The organism is Pseudomonas violetae, assembly GCF_023072615.1.
Lineage (GTDB): Bacteria > Pseudomonadota > Gammaproteobacteria > Pseudomonadales > Pseudomonadaceae > Aquipseudomonas > Aquipseudomonas violetae.
The window spans coordinates 190,535-205,862 of the sequence record NZ_JAKNRW010000006.1 but is presented as its reverse complement, the minus strand read 5'-3'; the positions used below and the strand labels follow the sequence as shown (position 1 = coordinate 205,862).

The following is a 15,328-nucleotide window of genomic DNA, read 5'->3' as shown; positions in this document are numbered from 1 at the left end:
CACCTTTTCAAGTGCGGTTCAATTGAAAGCCTCTCACGCCGATTCGCGCTGCCAGGCCTGAAGTTCTTGTTGTTTTATTCGGCGAGAAACGCCGCAGCGTCGAGCTCGACCATGACCGGTTCAGCGCAGTCGCCAAGCTGCCCCAGCAACTCGCGCAGGCATGCTAGATCGCGTACCAGGTGATGGCTGACGTGGCAGCTGCGCGCTAGTGCGCCGAAGTCCGGCGTGAGAATGTCGACCCCCACCAACGGCACGGCCTTTGCGTTCATGTAGTCGCGGATTTCGGCATAGCTGCCATTGTTCCAGAGCAGCAGGATGACCCCAGCGCCTGCCTCCTTTGCGGCGATCAGTTCGGCACTGGAAAATTGCAGCCCACCGTCCCCCACCAGCGCCACGACCGGGCGGGCAGGTTGGGCAAGCTTGGCGCCGATGGCCGCCGGCAAGGCGTAACCCAGGGTGCCGTAGCCGGTGCCGGCGTTGAACCAGCTGCCGGCGGACGGGGCCCGGTAACCTAACGCACCTTGATAAACCGGTTGCGTCGAATCACCGACGATCAGTGGCTGTGGCAGGTGATCACGAATGGTATCGAGCAGCACCTGCAGCCGGCTCTGCTTGGGGCTCCAGCTCGCGTGTTCCAGGGCATTGACCTGCGCCACTCGCTCCCCCGCCCACGCCAGGCCAACCGGGCGTTGCGTCACGTGCGCAAGCAACGCGCGCAGGCCTTCGCCCGCATCACCCAACAAGCCGACCTGGGCCGGTTGTGCACCGAGCACCTGCAGTGGGTCGATGTCCAGGCGAATCAGCGGTGCCTTGAACACCAAGGGACCCAGGCTGAAGAAGTCATAGTCGGTTTCCCCCAGTTCGGTGCCGACCGCCAGCACCACGTCCGCCTCGGCGAACAGCTGGCGACCATGCGCCGAAGACTGAACGCCGTCGAGCAGCAAGGGATGTTCTGGGACCAACAAGCCACGGGCGTTGGTGGTCAGCGCGACCGGCGCCTGCAGTCGATCGGCGAGCAGGGTCAGGGAGGCACCCGCGCCACGGGCACCGCCACCGGCCAGAATCAACGGCCGCTGCGCGTTGTTCAGCAGCTCGACGGCGGCCTTGATCGCCAGTGGGGCGGGTGCCGGGGCCGCAGGCAAAGCACGTGGACACAGGTCCAGACCGTCAGCGGTCATTTCCAGCACGTCCAGCGGAATTTCAATATGCACCGGGCGTGGCCGGGTGCAGCCAAACAGCGCAAAGGCTCGGGCCAGCACTTCTGGCAGTTGAGCGGGGTGCTGCAGGGTATGGCTGAAAGCGCAAACACCGGCGACCATCGCACGCTGGTCCGGCAGTTCATGCAGGTGCCCATGACCCAAACGCAAATGCTCGCGGCGGTTGCAGGTGGAAATCACCAGCATCGGCACCGAGTCCGCATAGGCCTGGCCCATCGCGGTGAGGATATTGGTCATGCCTGGTCCGGTGATGATGAAACACACCCCGGGCTTGCCACTGGCGCGGGCATAACCGTCGGCCATGAACCCGGCGCCCTGCTCATGTCGCGGGCTCACATGCTTGAGCCGACTGCCTTCCAGGCCACGGTACAGCTCGACGGTGTGCACGCCTGGAATGCCGAAAACGGTCTCAACGCCATAACCTTCCAGCAACTGAACGAGCGCTTCGGCACAACGGGTCATGCAGCACCTCTTTGGTAAGGGCCACTGGGCCCGATGACGAATGGGGCTAGTATTGTTGAACCAAGCGATACAACAATCGATTTTTTTTGGCCTGACCGTTCAATTTAAGTCACCATAAGTACCAACCCGAGCGCCGGTCCTGGGGGCAAGGGCGCTTGTGCCCACTTTCAATTTCAGCAGGGTAATTTATGCGTTTTCCATCGATGACAGCCATTCGCGCCCTCGACGCCGTCGCCCGCCTCGGCAGCGTGTCGGTGGCCGCCCGTGAACTGAATCTGACCCGCAGCGCCATCAGCCACCAGATCAGCAAGCTGGAAGAATGCCTCGGCTTCGCCTTGACCGAGCGCATTGGTCGCGGCATCGGCCTCACCTATCAAGGCGAACGTTATGCCCGGCAAGTGCACGGAATTCTGTTGAACCTGCTGGATGCCGGGCAACTGGTCGACGATCAGGAAATATCCGGGCGACTGTGCGTCAGTTGCGCACCGGGCTTTGCCACCTATTGGCTGTGCCACCACATCGGCGCCTTCCTGCGCCAATACCCGCAGGTACAACTGCAGCTGATTTCCCCCAGGACTCCGGACGACATCACGAACCCCAGCGCCGATCTGTTCATCGCCTATGGCATAGGTGACTGGCCGGAAATGGTGGTGGAAGAAATCGTCGCCCTGCGCTTCTTCCCCGTGTGCAGCCCACGCCTGATCAACTCCTTGAGCGGCCTGAAAAACCCACTGGAGTTAAGCGGCTACCCGCTACTGCACATGACCGACTATTCGGACTGGCGAGTCTGGCTGACTGCTGCTGGCGCCTCCGGGGTGAATGCGGTGAGCGGGATCCTGTTCTCCGATGCGCATTGCGCTCAGTCAGCATGCATCGCCGGTCAGGGCATCGCCATTGGCGACAATCTGATCAGTGGCGATGCGCTGTCCAAGGGCCTGCTGGTGCGCCCGTTCGACATCACCATCGACCTGCACCGCGGCTACTACATCGCCGCCGACCCGCAAAAGGCCGAGCGCGCGGTGGTGCAGGCCTTCAGTAACTGGGTCAAGACCCAGCTCCAGTCGTCCCATCAAACCTGGCAGGACACCCTCTGACCCAGATTCGCCACACCCGCCTTAGGAACGAGCCTGCTCGGCCCTACAGGTGACTTGAAGGTAATCACCAAGCATGAACTGAGTAATAAAACTAACCAATACCGGCAAAATAATTCCATTGATGTAGCGATATTTTTAACAATAATGAGCCCAAAGCCCCTGCCGGATTTGCATCCGTCCTCGCACGCCTAGGGGCAACAAAAAAGAGGAACTTTCATCGTGTCCAGCCGTTCAGCGGTTCAGCTCAGCGCACAAGGTATCAGCCAGTATTACGGGCGTTTCGCAGCGCTGGATAACGTCGACCTGGATGTTCGCCAAGGCGAATTCCTGACCCTGCTGGGCCCGTCAGGCTCCGGCAAGACCACCCTGCTGATGATCCTGGCCGGCTTCCTCAGCCCGACCTCGGGCAAGCTGATGGAGCAAGGTGTGGACATCATCAAGCGCTCTGCTGAAAAGCGGAACTACGGCATGGTGTTCCAGGGTTACGCGCTGTTCCCGCACATGAGCGTGGCCGACAACGTCGCCTACCCATTGCGCATCCGCAAAGTCGCCGGAGAAGAACGCCTGCGCCGGGTCAAGCACATCCTGGAAGTCGTCGGACTCGGCGCGCACATGCACAAGAAACCGTCCGAGCTGTCGGGCGGCCAGCAACAGCGGGTGGCCATCGCCCGGGCGCTGGTGTTCGAGCCGGAATTGCTGCTGCTCGATGAACCCCTGTCAGCCCTGGACAAGAATCTGCGCGAGCAACTGCAGACTGAGCTACAACGTATCCATCGCCAGGTCGGCACCAGCTTTGTCTTCGTGACTCACGATCAGGGCGAAGCGCTGGCGTTGTCATCGCGCATCGCGATCTTCAATCACGGCAAGCTGACCCAGGTCGACACCCCGGAAAACATCTACAACCGCCCCGATAGCCGCTTCGTTGCGGAATTCCTTGGCAAGATGAACCTCTTCCCCCTGGCAGACCTGACCCGCAGTGGCGCCACCGCCAGTGGCCGTTGCGGCAGCAGCGTGTTGCACGCCCTCGCCCCCAACCCGTTGAGCGCCGCCCAGCCTACGGTGCTGGCTGTGCGTCCCGAACACATGGAGTTGCACAACGAGTGCCCGACCCGGGACGGTTACAACGTGATGGCCGCGCAACTCACCGACAAGGTCTACCAGGGTTCCAGCATTCACCTGGCGCTCAAGGTCGGTGGCGATGCTTCGCCGGTCAATCTATCCGTTCCCGGCAATCATCCGGGTGCACTGATGCCCAGCGGGGCGCCAGTGTGGCTGAGCTGGCCGGTGCAACAAAGCTTCCTGCTCCAGGCCTGAAGCCCGCACTGCCAAGCGTCACGAAGTTCCCTCCCAATGACAAAAAAGGCCACTGTCTTCACAGACACCGCCAACTGAGGACTTGCAATGAGCCAGGATCATCAACGCGACTGTATTGAAGTGCTGATCGAGAAAGCCCGTGGCGGGCAGATCAACCGTCGTACCTTCATCCAGGCCATGGGCCTGCTGGCAGCTGTGCCACTGGCCTTGCGCAGCGGCATCAGTTGGTCGGCGGACAAACCGCTGGTGGTGGTTAACTGGGGCGGCGACGCACTGAACGCGTTCCGATCGGCCTGGACCGAAACCTTTACCAAGAATACCGGCATCCAGGTGCGCATCGACGGCGCCGGTCCCACCGAGGGCGCTATTAGGTCTCAGTTGGCCAGCGGTCAGCCAAGCTGGGACGTGGTCGACGTCGAGAGCTACAGCGCCATCGTCCTGGGCAAGGAAAAGATCCTGCAGCCGCTGGACTATAACGTGATCAAGCGCGACCTGGTGGCCCCGGCGCTCGCCTCCGACCACGGCATCGCCAGCTATCAATTCAGCTACGTGATGGCCTGGGACAGCGAAAAATTCGGCGATAATGGCCCGAAAAACTGGGCCGATTTCTGGGATGTGAAGAAATTTCCCGGCAAGCGCACCCTGTACAAGTGGATGAACGGCATGCTCGAGGCGGCGTTGCTGGCCGATGGAGTGCAGGCTGATCAGCTGTACCCACTGGACGTGGCCAGGGCGCTGGCCAAAATCGACGAGATCAAGCCCCACGTATTGTCCTTCTGGAGTTCAGGTGCCGAGAGCCAGCAACTGATGGTCGACGGCGAAGTGTCGATGGGCGCGATCTGGCATACGCGCGCCAAATTGCTCGCCGAAGACACCGACGACCGAGTGCGCTGGAGCTTCGACAACGGCTTCATCAACTCCAGTAGTTGGGCGGTATTGCAAGGCAACCCGGCCGGCACGCAACCAGCGATGCAGTTCATCCAGCACGCGCTGCAACCCGAAGGCCAGCTCAAGCTGTTCGAATTGCTCGGTAATGGACCGTCCAACAGCGCGACCGAAAAACTGATGTCGGCCGAGCAACTGGAAGCCAACTGCGCGTCTGCCGAGAACCTGAAAAAACAGATCGCCCTCAACGCCCAGTGGTATGCCGATAACTATTCAAAGACCTTGGAAACCTACCTGACGCGGCTGTCCAAGTGAGCCATCGACCATGAGTACCATGACCTCAACGTTGACCCCGCCCAAGCCCCGGTTCAGTTCTCCGGGCCTGGAACGTGGCTTGCTGCTGTTTCCGCTGCCGGTGCTGCTGCTGATTTTCTACGTGCTGCCATTTCTGGGCGTGGTGGGCTGGAGCTTCTCGCTGCCGACGCCAGGGATCGAGCAGTACCAGCGCATCGCCACAGACCCGGCGATCCACGACATGCTCTGGCGCACCTTGCGCCTGTGCATGACCGTCAGTTGCCTGGCCCTGCTGATCGGCTATCTGCTGGCCTATTGCTGGGTGTTCAGCCCGCCGTTCTGGCAGCGCGTGGTGGAGATCTGCATTTTCATTCCCTTCTGGATCTCGGTGCTGGTGCGCGCCTTTGGTTGGCTGATCGCCCTGCGCAGCAACGGCGTGCTCAATAATGGCCTGATGGGCATGGGCCTGATCGATCAACCGCTGCAGTTGAGCCGTAATGAAATAGGCGTGGTCATCGGCATGCTCCACGTGATGATTCCGTATGCGGTGTTCCCATTGCTGTCGAGCATGCGCCAACTGGACCAGCGCATCCTCATGGCCTCCCGTGGCCTCGGTGCAGGTCCCTTGCGCACGTTCTGGCAAGTGCTGCTGCCGCAAACCCTGCCGGGCATGCTGGGGGCGTTCATCATGGTGTTCGTGTTCTGCCTGGGCTTCTTCATTACGCCGGTGCTGTTGGGCGGCGGGCAAACCGTGATGATCGCCGAATACGTGTTCCTGCAAATGTTCCAGACCAGTAACTGGGGCCTGGGGGCTGCGCTGAGTGTGGTGCTCCTGGCCCTGGTCAGCGCGCTGATCTGGGTGTTGCTGAAAATCACCCGCGTGAATCGACTGGTCGGCTGAGGTCAATATGAATACCCATCGCACAAGCCTGAGTACGCGGCTGCTAGCCGTGATCGCCATGGCCTTCATGCTGTTCCCGCTGTTGACAGTCATTCCGGTGTCCTTCACCAGCAAACGCTTCCTGTCGATGCCGCAAGGCAACTGGTCGCTGCGCCATTACGAGGCGCTGGTGAGCAATCCCGACTGGTTCCACGCCATCAGCCAGAGCCTGACCATCGCCTTCGCCACCAGCATTATTGCCACTTTGCTGGCCACCAGTTTCAGCCTCGGCATCTGGTACATGCGCTCGCGCTTGGCCACTGTGCTGATTGGCCTGGTACTGCTGCCCATGGCGATTCCGCCGGTGATCTCGGCACTGGTGCTGTATTTCATGGAAACCAAACTCGGGCGCTTTGCACCGGGCATGGGCTACGACACCCTGACCGGGGTAGTGATTGCCCACGTGATCATGGTGGTGCCCTACGGCGTGGTGACCATGATGGTCGCCCTTAGCCAAATTGACCGACGTATCGAACTGGCCTCGCGCAACCTCGGCGCCAGCCTGATGCAAACCACCTTCATGGTGATCCTGCCAAACCTGAAACTGGGTATCGCCTCCACCGCCCTGCTGGCGTTCGCCCTGTCCTGGGAAGAAGTCGCGGTGACGCTGTTCATCACCAGTGTCGACGTCAATACCCTGCCCAAACTCATCTGGAGCGGTTTGCGCGATAACGTTGACCCGAGTGTGGCGGCCATCTCCGTATTACTGATCTCGCTGACCTTGCTGGTACTGATCGGCCGTCTGGTGTTCCAGCATCTCGCCGACAAGCGTGCCCAGAAGTTGCTGCATCCGTGAAGATAATCGGGAAATAGTCGGCTGTTTACGACCCAGCACGACTATTATCCTGGCTTACTTTTCGCCATGGACGCGTCAAGATGCTCAATGCCCTGCAAAACACCCCGCCATGGGTCTATGCGCTATTCGTGCTGATTTGCTACTTCGGTATCAAGGCCCTCTCCCCCTCCCGCGAAAGCAAAATCTCGCTGTTGATCACGCCGCCGATTCTGCTCGCCTGGTCCCTGTATTCGCTCAACCTGTCGCTGCATCCGGTGTTATCGCTGGGCTTCTGGCTGGTCGCCGTACTGGTGGGCAGCGCCGCCGCCTTGCTGATTTTTTCCAGCAAGGACGTCAGGCTGGATGTCACCGAAACCGGGCTGATCCTGCCCGGCACCAGCAAAACGCTGGTGCTTTATCTGCTGTTCTTTGCCATCAATTATTACTTTGGCTATGAGGCCGAGGTTCACCCGCAACTGTCCAAGACGCTGCCGGTCATGTTGCTCAAGGCCTGTGCATCAGGGGTTGCCAGCGGGTTGTTCTGCGGGCGCTCCGTCAGGTTTTATCAAGTGTTCCGTTCGCTGAGAGCCGCTCCCGTGTAGGCGTAAAATTGCTCACGATAAACCTGAGGGCGCCACGGGGGTGTCAGGCTTGCCGTGTCATCGTTCTTGACCCTCGCGAGCAGGCTCGCTCCTACAAGTACCGAGGTAGAACTTTTGGCCGCTGGCCGGTTCGCCCGTGACAACGTCGCCCCGGTCCAATAGATTAGGCGGCCTGAAAAGGCCCTGGGCTTTCTCGCCTCATCCCAAGTTAAAAGAAGTAGTGAAATTTCAATGTCCGATTCCAATACCGCTGAATCCGTAGTCACCTTGTCGTCCAAAGCGGAATACGAAAACTCCATCAATCTTTCACAGCATGTGCCCCAGGCCAAGACTATCTCCGAGATGGTCCTGGACTCGTTCCAATCCTCCCGTGAAAGCGAGCAGATCCGCGAACTGCGTGCCGCGATTCGTCAGGCTCACGACAGCTTCGACGATGACAAAGCCTACGAACTGATGGGCGAACTCAAGCAGCTCAAAGACGCCGAGGCCGCCGACATTGCAGCGCTGGAAGACCTCAGCAGCAAATTCCCGATCAGCCGCATCCTGTCCAGCTTCAAGGACGACCCGGCTTTCCAGGAAATCGTCTACGGCCTGGCGCTGAAAGTGCTGAACCAGACTCATCAGGCCATCAGCAGTCCAAGCAGCAGCAAGGGCAAGACCGCAAGGTCGAAGAAAGAAGTTGAAGTGTTCACCATCAGCAAGGACGGCGTGAGCGTCACCCTACCGCTGCGCACTCCTCGCTCGCGCCTGAACGTTGATCGCGAAGCCCTGGAGTTCCTTGGGTTCACGTTCGCAGGTGAAGGCGATGAAGCGGAGTTGGAAAGCGAAACTTTCCTCGATAACGCAGGGACCGAACAGACGGTCAATCGCAAGAACATCGTCACCGCGCTGCAACAACAGACCGCCTTCGATGGCTTCAGCATCGCCGCGCAGTAGACACCGCTCCTGTGGCGAGGGAGCTCGCTCCCGCTGGGCTGCGCAGCGGCCCTAAAATAGTCGCAGCACCACTTCTTTTGTGAGTGCTACGCACTCAAGCGCGAGCAAGCTCGCTCGCCACAGGTTCAGTGAATATCGGCTGACCTCCACTGATGTGAGTGCTGCGCACTCAAGCGTGAGCAAGCTCGCTCGCCACAGGTTTTGTCGCTAGCCCACGAGTTCCCAAGCCCCGCCCTTGTGCGGGGCTTTTTATTGCCTGCGATTCAGGCAAGTCCGCGACTACTGTTCCAGTATCGAAACACCACCAACACTTCCCTTAACCCTCGAGCACCATGGGTCCGCCTGCGGGGAGCGTCTATTCACTATCCAGCCCAGGACCTCAGTGGTGCAACTGCTGAGGCCTGCATGAACACACTTCCTCTGTACCGTCAGTTAGCCAATCACTACCTCGACGCGATCCGTAGCGGCACCTTGAAAACCGGCGAGCGTTTTCCTTCCATCCGCTTGATGATGGAGAAACACGCCGTCAGCCTTTCGACTGCTGTGCAGGTGTGCCGGGAGCTGGAGGGCCAGGGTGTGCTGGAGGCGCGTCCGCGCTCGGGCAACTACATCCGCCAGCCGGAACCCCTGCCCCACCCCTTGCCCCCGGCACCGCAGGATGTCGATGCGTATGTCGGCATTCATCAACAGGTGTCGTCGGTACTCAAGGCCAGCCAGCGAGCGACGATCAAGGTCAACTTCGCCAACCCGTATTGCGCGGCGCAACTCTATCCACTGAAGACTCTGCAGGACCACATGGTCAAGGCGTTGCGTCAGAACCCACAGTTGCTGGGCACAACCGCCCCCACCAGCGGCAACCTGGAGCTGCGCAACATCCTCGCGCGCCGCGCCCTGACCAGCAAAACCCACCTGAACGCCGAGAAAATCGTGATCACCAACGGCGCCACCGAGGCGCTGAACCTGGCCCTGCGCGCCGTCACCCAACCGGGCGATACGGTTGCCGTCGAATCGCCAACCTTCCACGGCCTGCTGCAGATCCTCGAAAGCCTGAACCTGCGTGTGCGCGAGGTGCCGGCGACGGCGGACTACGGGATCAATCTATTTGCCCTGGAGCAATTGCTGCGCGACCCCGAACCCATTCGCGCATTGATCGTGATGCCCAATCTACAAAATCCACTGGGCAGCATCATGCCCGACTCGCACAAGGCCCGACTGGTGCAACTGTGCGCCGAGCACGCCACGGTGCTGATCGAGGATGACACCTACGGCGACCTGGTGGACACCGAGCAACCATTGTCCACCCTGAAATACTGGGACCACAGCGATAACCTGATCTATTGCGCCTCGCTCAATAAAACCCTCGCGCCGGGCATGCGCCTGGGCTGGATCAGTGCCGGCAGGTGGCACGACCGGGTGGAGATGCTCAAGCACAGCCAGTCGAGGGGGTGCGAGGCGCTGTCGCAGTTGGCGGTGAGCGCGTTCATGAAGACGCCGTCCTACGAACGGTACCTGCGGCGGCTGCGGAAAATCCTGACCCAGCAGCGCCAGCAGATGCGCACGGCGATCCTACGTCACTTCCCCCAGGACACCTGCGTGACCGAGCCTCGGGGCGGCACCCTGTTATGGGTGGAGCTACCGCCTGGGTTTTCGTCGATGCGTCTGTTTCATGAGGGATTGAAGGTGGGCATACAGATTCTGCCTGGGGATATCTTTTCCAATGGCTCGGGGTTTGGGCACTACCTGAGAATCGCGTGTGGCGCGCCGTTTACGCCGAAGATCGAGGAGGCGGTGGCGACCTTGGGACAACTCCTGAAAAACCAGGCGTAAAGCCTGTTTGATGGAGATGCCGCAGGCTGCGATCTTTTGATCTTAAAAACAAAATCAAAAGATCGCAGCCTGCGGCAGCTCCTACACGGGAGGTGTTTCAAGTCGGATTTTCGTGCAGGCAGATGATATGGGGGTCATCGTTCCAGTGCGGGAAACGTTCGGCTATCAGAGGGTCGTGACCGGGGATGACGTGCTCTTCGCCGTCCGCCAGGCGCTCGATTTCGCTGAACGCTTCCAGCGTTTGCGCCAGGTCATCGACAATCGGAAACGGACTGCGCTGGCGAATGTTCACCCACAAATGCGCAGCGTCAGAAGCCAGCACGATCCACCCGCGCCGGGTATTGACCCGCACCACCTGGCTGCCCGGTGTGTGCCCGCCCACCGGATGCAGGGTCACGCCGGGGGCGACCTCAACCGTGCCCGTGTGCAAACACATGCGCCCCTCGAACAGCGGCGGCAGCGCCGACATCACGTCATCCACCTCGTAGGTTTTGTTCACCGTGCGGTGGGCCATTTTCGGCCCGGTGCAGAAGCGTAATTCCGCCTCCTGCAGATGTACCGTTGCCTTGGGAAACAACCCCAGGTTGCCGGCATGGTCCCAGTGCAAATGGGTCAGGATCAAGTTATCGACCCGTGCCGGATCAATCCCCAGCTGGCGTAGGGATTCTTCTGGCAGGCGATACATCTGACGGTTGCGTCGATCCGCCGTGGCCGGCTGGAAACAGGTATCCACCACGATCACCTGCTGCTCATGGCGAATCACCCAGAAGTAATAATCCAGCGGCATCGGCGCATCCGGATCACCACAGCAGGCGTCGTACAGAAAATTTTCCCGGGCCGTGCGCTGGGCATTGGCACCGACACGGATGGCAAACACTTCGTACTCGGGAACGGACATAAGGCAGCTCCTGTTTCAGGCCACTGAGGCAGTCTTGAGCGTCGGTCGGAAGTCGAAATCAATTTGGCCGGTGATGCCCAGATCCTCGGCCAGACGCTGGAGCCCGCTGTAGTCGCGCATGATCGTCGCGTTGCGGTTGCTCTCGCGGGTGTCGGCGATGATCAGCGCCGCGTCCTCGACCCCCAGTTGAGTCAGGATCGCTTCCCACATCGAGTAGTCCTGGGCGACAAAGGCACTCAGCGCCACCGATAAAGTGCGTGCGAAAAATTCCCGCTGGACCGGCTGCATGTTCGCGTACATAACCTTGGCGACCTCGGCCAGTACCTTGCTGTGGGCATACTCGTCACGATTGTGCAGTTCGGCCACGCGACGGTTTTGCGGCTGAATGCTCTGGTCGTCCGCCAGCAGGTCGAGATAGGCGTTGACGCTGATCTCGGCCACCACCGCAAAAGTGATCGAGGCCAGATCCCGCTGCCACTGCTCAGGCAATTCTTTACGCAGGGCCAGCAGCCGCAAATAGGTTACCGACGGCGGCAAGTCCAACTGCTGGTCGAGCGCGCGGTCGACTCTGGTGCGCTCGATAGCGCGCAGGTGCATCAACGTGTGGTAGTGCTCGTCAATCAACGTCTGCTGCATCGCCTCACGAAAATGCCAGTCGTGCTTGCCCAGGTATTGATTGGCGATGACGCTCAATGCCGGGTTCACCACATGTTCTTCAGCGGTGACCGTGCGCAGGTTGTAGCCGATCCAGCCCCAGGTCACCACGCTGCTCTTGAGTTCATCGCTCAGGGCCTGGAATTTCGGGTGATGAAAAAACGGCACCATGCACTCCGGATAATCCGGACGCGCAGGGTCGAATGCTTCGCCGACCTGCAACTTTTCCGGCGCACACACCGTGGCTCGTTTGGTCCACGCCTGGTTGAGCCGCACGATCAGTTGATGATCGACCTTGGCGATCTCGATGGCTGTTAGCATAAAGCGATACCTGTAGGACGCGTACCCGCCCAGGGGTACGCAAATAGAATGAACGGCGACGGAAAAATCAGGCCAGCCAGTAGCGGGTCAGGTTGCGTGCCGGGTCAGTGTATCGACTGCGGGCGTGGATCATGCGCCAGTTGTCCCAAATCAACAGGCTGCCGTCGGGGATCAACACCGGAGTGCTGTGCTCGATGAAATACGCTTCCCCCAGCACCGCGAACCGCGCCAGCGGCGAGGAGCTGTTAGCCACCAGTGACTGCCGCAGATCCTCTTTGGAAGGATTGACGTCACCGTAGTGAAACTGGTTGTAGCTAAAGCGGAAAATGTCACCGTCTTCAGTCGGCGTCAGGATGTATTCCTTGACCCGCCGTTGCGCGGCTTCCCCGGGCTTGGCCGTGGCCACGAACTCTACCGGTGTCTCGGCGAGCCAGTTGTGCAACTGCGGCTCGGTACGTTCCAGCAACGCCAGGAACTGGTAGCCGTCGACCAGGCCCGTATGGCCGCCACCACAGGTCGCCTGATGATGACAATGTAACGCCAGGTAGCGTGGTGGTGGCCCATAGACCGGCGCCTCGGTGTGCGGGCCGATACGGTTCATGCTCTGGGAATACGGCAGGTCTTCGTAGCCCGGCTTGCGCGTGATCGCGAAAGCCGTCTGTCCGTTGAACTGCGGAATGATCGTACCGAACTCCTGCAGTGTGCCGACGACGTCATCGGCAAACTCGTCGGCGGTCAGTACTGTCCAGCCCCGTGCCGACAATTCTTCGTGGCGGTGCCCTAGTGAAAAATCAGCGTTGAACGCAATCCCTTGATCAGACATGGCGAGATTCCTGGCGGTTTATCCGGCGTTGACGGTTGAGGTATAGGCGGCAATGAATTCGCGACAGGCGTTGCCCGGTCGATAGCGCTGTTCGTCGATGATCTGCACGGGGGTGATTTCGGCGGCGGTGCCCGTCAGAAAACACTCATCGAAGTCGCCCAGCTCCGCAGGAAGAATCGTGCGCTCGACCACCTGATAATCCAGTACCCCGGCCAATTCGATGACGGTCTGGCGGGTGATGCCATTGAGGAAGCAATCGGGCAGCGGCGTGTACAGCGTCCGGTCTTTGACGAAGAACACGTTGGCGCTGGTGGCTTCGGCGACGTGGCCCCGCCAGTCGAGCATCAACGCATCGTGATAGCCGTTGTTTTCCGCATCGTGCTTGCTGAGTGTGGCAATCTGGTAATGCCCGGATGCCTTGGCCTCGAACGGGCTGCTGCTGGGTGGCGGACGACGCCACGGCGCGGTCTTCAAACGGATGCCACCCATGTGCCCCGCCGGGTCGAAGTAACTCGGCCATTGCCAGCAGGCGATCGCCACGTGCACGCGATTGAAGCGGGCCGAGGTCGAGATCATTTCGCTGCCGCGCCACGCCACCGGCCGCAAATAGCCGTTGACTACGTTATTGCGCTGCAGCAGTTCATGACTGGCCGCTTCCAGTTCGGCCAGCTCATAGGGAATCGCGAAATCCATCAACTGTGCCGAGCGATATAAGCGCTCGCTGTGTTCGCGCAGTTTGAAGATTTTGCCGTTGTAGACACGCTCCCCTTCGTACACGGTACTCGCGTAGTGCAAACCATGGGTCAACACGTGCAAGCGCGCCTGGGACCATTCGACGAACTCGCCGTCGAGCCATATAAAACCTTCTCGCTGATCAAACGGGATGCCACTCATATCCCTATCTCCTGATGAATCGCCCTACGCCGTTTCCAGCAGGACCGGTATCAATTCGGGGCCTGTCAATGGCTCGTTCTGAAAGAAAAATTGCCGCTCGCCAAAGGCCGGGCGCAAGTCATCGAACCAGGTGGCGTGAGGATCGAATTGCGCATGAAACGTGCGCAGCACCCATTGCGGATCCCGGGCCTGGAGAAACTGCAACACGAAGACTTTTTCCCCGGCCACGGTTTCAATGCCATTGATCAGGACCTTGCCGTAGAAGGTGCTCATGGAGGGGCCGCGCACCGTACGGGCCAGCCCAGACACAGTGCGATAGGCCGCCTGGAAGATCTCGAAAGCCCGGGCCAGCGGCATCGCGAAATAATGACGAGGGCCGGTATCGCGCTCGACGAACATGTAATAAGGCACCGCGCCAAGCCGCACGCCTTCGGTCCAGAGTTGCGCCCAATCGGCGGGATTTTCGTTGATATGGCGGATCACCGGCGCCTGCATGCGCAACACTGCCCCGGTGCCGCGAATGCGTTCGACTGCCTGGCGGGCGATGTCCTGGCGCAGCTCCACCGGGTGGTTGTAGTGCCCCATCACTGACAGGTGCTTGCCTGCCGCAACGATCCGACGGAACAGTGCCAGCAGTTCGGGGGCATCCTTGTCGCTGACGAACCGCTGCGGCCAGTAGGCGACCGATTTGGTGCCGATGCGGATACTCCTGAGGTGAGGCAAATCCAGCAGCGGCTCGATGTAACCGGCCAGCGAGCGAGTGTTCATGATCATCGGGTCGCCGCCGGTGATCAGCACGTCTGTGACTTCGGTGTGCACTCGCAGGTAGCTCACCAGATCCTGAGACTCACGGGCATTGAACTTGAGTTCTTCTTCACCGATGAACTGCGCCCAGCGAAAACAAAAAGTGCAGTACGCGTGACAGGTCTGACCCGCACCGGGGAAAAACAGCACAGTTTCACGGTACTTGTGCTGGATGCCCGGCAGGACTTTGCCGTCGAGGCTTGCGCCGTTGTGGGTCAACTGGCCGGCCGGATGGGGGTTCATGCGCAGCCAGATCGCTTCGATCCGGCGCTTGATGGCTGCACCATCATCCTGTTCGATCAGTTGCTTGAGCGACGAATACTCCTGCGGCAACAGCATGTCCTGGTGGGGAAAGGTCATGCGGAAAATCGGATCGTCGGGAATATTGTCCCAGTCAATCAATGTTCCCAGTACATATTCGTTGGTACGAAACGGCATCACCCGCGCCACCACATTCATGGCTTCCTGCAAGGCAGGTGTGAGCCTTTGCCAATACGGCGTCTCGCGAATGGTCCGTGCGTTATAAGGTTTGTATCTGTACAGCTCCGACATTCCCTGCATGGCAGCGCTCCCGATGAATTCCTGGCG

14 protein-coding genes are annotated in these 15,328 nt (G+C 60.1%); 8 read left to right on the top strand and 6 right to left on the bottom strand.

The annotated features are described in order from the left end of the window. Nucleotides 1-74 precede the first annotated feature (74 nt). Nucleotides 75-1,679: a 5-guanidino-2-oxopentanoate decarboxylase gene (locus L9059_RS11195; RefSeq protein WP_247290848.1), complete on the bottom strand. Its 1,605-nt coding sequence runs from the start codon at nucleotides 1,677-1,679 to the stop codon at nucleotides 75-77. Nucleotides 1,680-1,867: 188 nt separating this feature from the next. On the opposite strand from L9059_RS11195, the gene L9059_RS11190 reads away from it, so the two are divergent. The 8 genes from L9059_RS11190 (at nucleotide 1,868) to L9059_RS11155 (ending at nucleotide 10,346) form a co-directional block, all read left to right on the top strand. Then, nucleotides 1,868-2,773 carry a LysR substrate-binding domain-containing protein gene (locus tag L9059_RS11190; protein ID WP_247290846.1) on the top strand — a complete coding sequence of 302 codons (906 nt, stop codon included), beginning with the start codon at nucleotides 1,868-1,870 and terminating at the stop codon, nucleotides 2,771-2,773. A gap of 219 nt (nucleotides 2,774-2,992) precedes the next feature. Beyond that, on the top strand, nucleotides 2,993-4,087 hold the full coding sequence (locus L9059_RS11185; protein ID WP_247290844.1) for an ABC transporter ATP-binding protein: 1,095 nt from the start codon (nucleotides 2,993-2,995) through the stop codon (nucleotides 4,085-4,087). Nucleotides 4,088-4,174: 87 nt separating this feature from the next. Then, the gene (locus tag L9059_RS11180; RefSeq protein ID WP_247290842.1) at nucleotides 4,175-5,287 is read left to right on the top strand and encodes an ABC transporter substrate-binding protein; all 1,113 of its coding nucleotides are present in this window, start codon (nucleotides 4,175-4,177) and stop codon (nucleotides 5,285-5,287) included. Nucleotides 5,288-5,297: 10 nt separating this feature from the next. Next, a complete protein-coding gene (locus tag L9059_RS11175) occupies nucleotides 5,298-6,167 on the top strand; it encodes an ABC transporter permease (RefSeq protein WP_247290840.1) in 870 nt (289 codons plus the stop codon). Nucleotides 6,168-6,174: 7 nt separating this feature from the next. Beyond that, a complete protein-coding gene (locus tag L9059_RS11170; RefSeq protein ID WP_247290838.1) occupies nucleotides 6,175-7,002 on the top strand; it encodes an ABC transporter permease in 828 nt (275 codons plus the stop codon). 80 nt (nucleotides 7,003-7,082) lie between these two features. Beyond that, nucleotides 7,083-7,583 (top strand): DUF6622 family protein, encoded by a 501-nt coding sequence (locus L9059_RS11165; RefSeq protein WP_247290836.1) that lies wholly within the window; start codon nucleotides 7,083-7,085, stop codon nucleotides 7,581-7,583. A gap of 231 nt (nucleotides 7,584-7,814) precedes the next feature. Beyond that, a complete protein-coding gene (locus tag L9059_RS11160; RefSeq protein ID WP_247290834.1) occupies nucleotides 7,815-8,519 on the top strand; it encodes a hypothetical protein in 705 nt (234 codons plus the stop codon). 405 nt (nucleotides 8,520-8,924) lie between these two features. Then, entirely contained in the window at nucleotides 8,925-10,346 is a 1,422-nt protein-coding gene (locus tag L9059_RS11155; protein WP_247290833.1) for an aminotransferase-like domain-containing protein, read from the top strand. A gap of 97 nt (nucleotides 10,347-10,443) precedes the next feature. Here L9059_RS11155 and L9059_RS11150 read toward each other — a convergent pair whose 3' ends face one another. The 5 genes from L9059_RS11150 to L9059_RS11130 form a co-directional block, all read right to left on the bottom strand. Continuing rightward, the gene (locus L9059_RS11150) at nucleotides 10,444-11,244 is read right to left on the bottom strand and encodes an N-acyl homoserine lactonase family protein (protein ID WP_247290830.1); all 801 of its coding nucleotides are present in this window, start codon (nucleotides 11,242-11,244) and stop codon (nucleotides 10,444-10,446) included. Nucleotides 11,245-11,259: 15 nt separating this feature from the next. After that, nucleotides 11,260-12,219, bottom strand: coding sequence for a diiron oxygenase (locus L9059_RS11145; protein ID WP_247290828.1), 960 nt, complete (start codon nucleotides 12,217-12,219; stop codon nucleotides 11,260-11,262). Between the two features lie 67 nt (nucleotides 12,220-12,286). Then, the gene (locus tag L9059_RS11140) at nucleotides 12,287-13,042 is read right to left on the bottom strand and encodes a TauD/TfdA family dioxygenase (protein ID WP_247290826.1); all 756 of its coding nucleotides are present in this window, start codon (nucleotides 13,040-13,042) and stop codon (nucleotides 12,287-12,289) included. Nucleotides 13,043-13,060: 18 nt separating this feature from the next. Next, on the bottom strand, nucleotides 13,061-13,936 hold the full coding sequence (locus L9059_RS11135) for a branched-chain amino acid aminotransferase (protein WP_247290824.1): 876 nt from the start codon (nucleotides 13,934-13,936) through the stop codon (nucleotides 13,061-13,063). Between the two features lie 24 nt (nucleotides 13,937-13,960). After that, nucleotides 13,961-15,301, bottom strand: coding sequence for a KamA family radical SAM protein (locus L9059_RS11130; RefSeq protein ID WP_247290822.1), 1,341 nt, complete (start codon nucleotides 15,299-15,301; stop codon nucleotides 13,961-13,963). Between the last annotated feature and the right edge of the window lie 27 nt (nucleotides 15,302-15,328).